This window comes from Pseudomonas sp. KK4 (genome assembly GCF_001984065.1).
Classification (GTDB): domain Bacteria; phylum Pseudomonadota; class Gammaproteobacteria; order Pseudomonadales; family Pseudomonadaceae; genus Aquipseudomonas.
Map to the genome: position 1 here is coordinate 1 of NZ_LYVP01000249.1, position 1092 is coordinate 1092.

At 49.6% G+C, this 1092-nt stretch carries 1 protein-coding gene and 1 pseudogene; both read right to left on the reverse strand.

What is annotated here, in order from left to right; genetic code table 11:
• Positions 1 to 258 precede the first annotated feature (258 nt).
• Positions 259 to 762 carry a hypothetical protein gene (locus B0W55_RS29355; protein WP_139341015.1) on the reverse strand — a complete coding sequence of 168 codons (504 nt, stop codon included), beginning with the start codon at positions 760 to 762 and terminating at the stop codon, positions 259 to 261.
• Between the two features lie 49 nt (positions 763 to 811).
• Positions 812 to 1092 (reverse strand): annotated as a pseudogene (locus B0W55_RS29360) (hypothetical protein); the annotation flags it as partial.

The window sequence follows — 1092 nt, forward strand, 5'->3', positions numbered from 1 at the left end:
GAGGCCCGGCAGGGCAAAGTCGGTTTCATCGGGAATGACCTTGCGGCCGGTGGTAGCGTCGACAGAGGACGATAGTGCCGGAGGACGAGGAAAAACTGCTGCCTATTCCCCCCCCCAAGAAGTCAGCAGGCTATGCCTCATGTCTGCGGCAGGCCCGCCAACAGGCCACACCGAACCCGCGGGTGGCAAACTCGTTTCTTCAAACTTTTAAAACTGACTACCTAAAACATATACCCATTACAAATGGTCGCGACAACACTAGTATCTCTTGCCCCCCCCAACTCTCTTGACAAGCTTATCTATCATATCGATTAAAATAGCGATTTCCTCTTGCGTGACCGCCTCTTCATCATAAGACTCGTCTTTCTCATAATTAACAAGATCTATATTATCAATCGCCAAGGATACAGATCTCTCAAAATCCTCAAACTGCTCACCAGTAGAAAACTTTATTAAATAAAGCAAAGCTATCAACAAATTTTGGGCGTATGCGCCTTCCTGCTCACCAAACTCTTCGGTATCAGGAATATTATCTTCCACTTCTTTCAAGTGCGCTAATGCTTTGACCCTACCTTCCAAGCAGGCCAAAATCCCAGCTTTAAATAGTGACGACAACTTCTCACCGTAGAGTTTATCAAAATCCTCTATAAGTCTTTTTTGCCGATACAGATAAGCGCCCCCCAAAAGAACCTTATCTTCACCATTTAATAAAGCTATATTATTAGCCACAACCGCAGATTCAAATATCAAACCATATTGCATGTGGAACTCCCAATGCGTTTTCTGCTTTTTTTACCAGTAGCGTGAGTATCAGTCTTTCGGACGCGTCGTAGGCAAACTGATACGCCGCGTTGTTCTCATTGATCAACGCGGTCAGGCGAATCGCCGGGTCGTATTCGTAACGGATACGCTGGCCCTTGGCGTCCTGGCGGCTGCTCGGCAGGCCGCGGGCGGTGTGCAGCAGGCTCGTGGTCTGGCCTTTGCCGTCGGTGTGCGTCAGCACTTGGCCGAGGGCGTTGTAGGTGAAGGATTCGGCGCTGCCGTCCAGTGCGTCAGTGGCCCACGAGGTGCGGTGCTTGAAGTCGTAGCGGT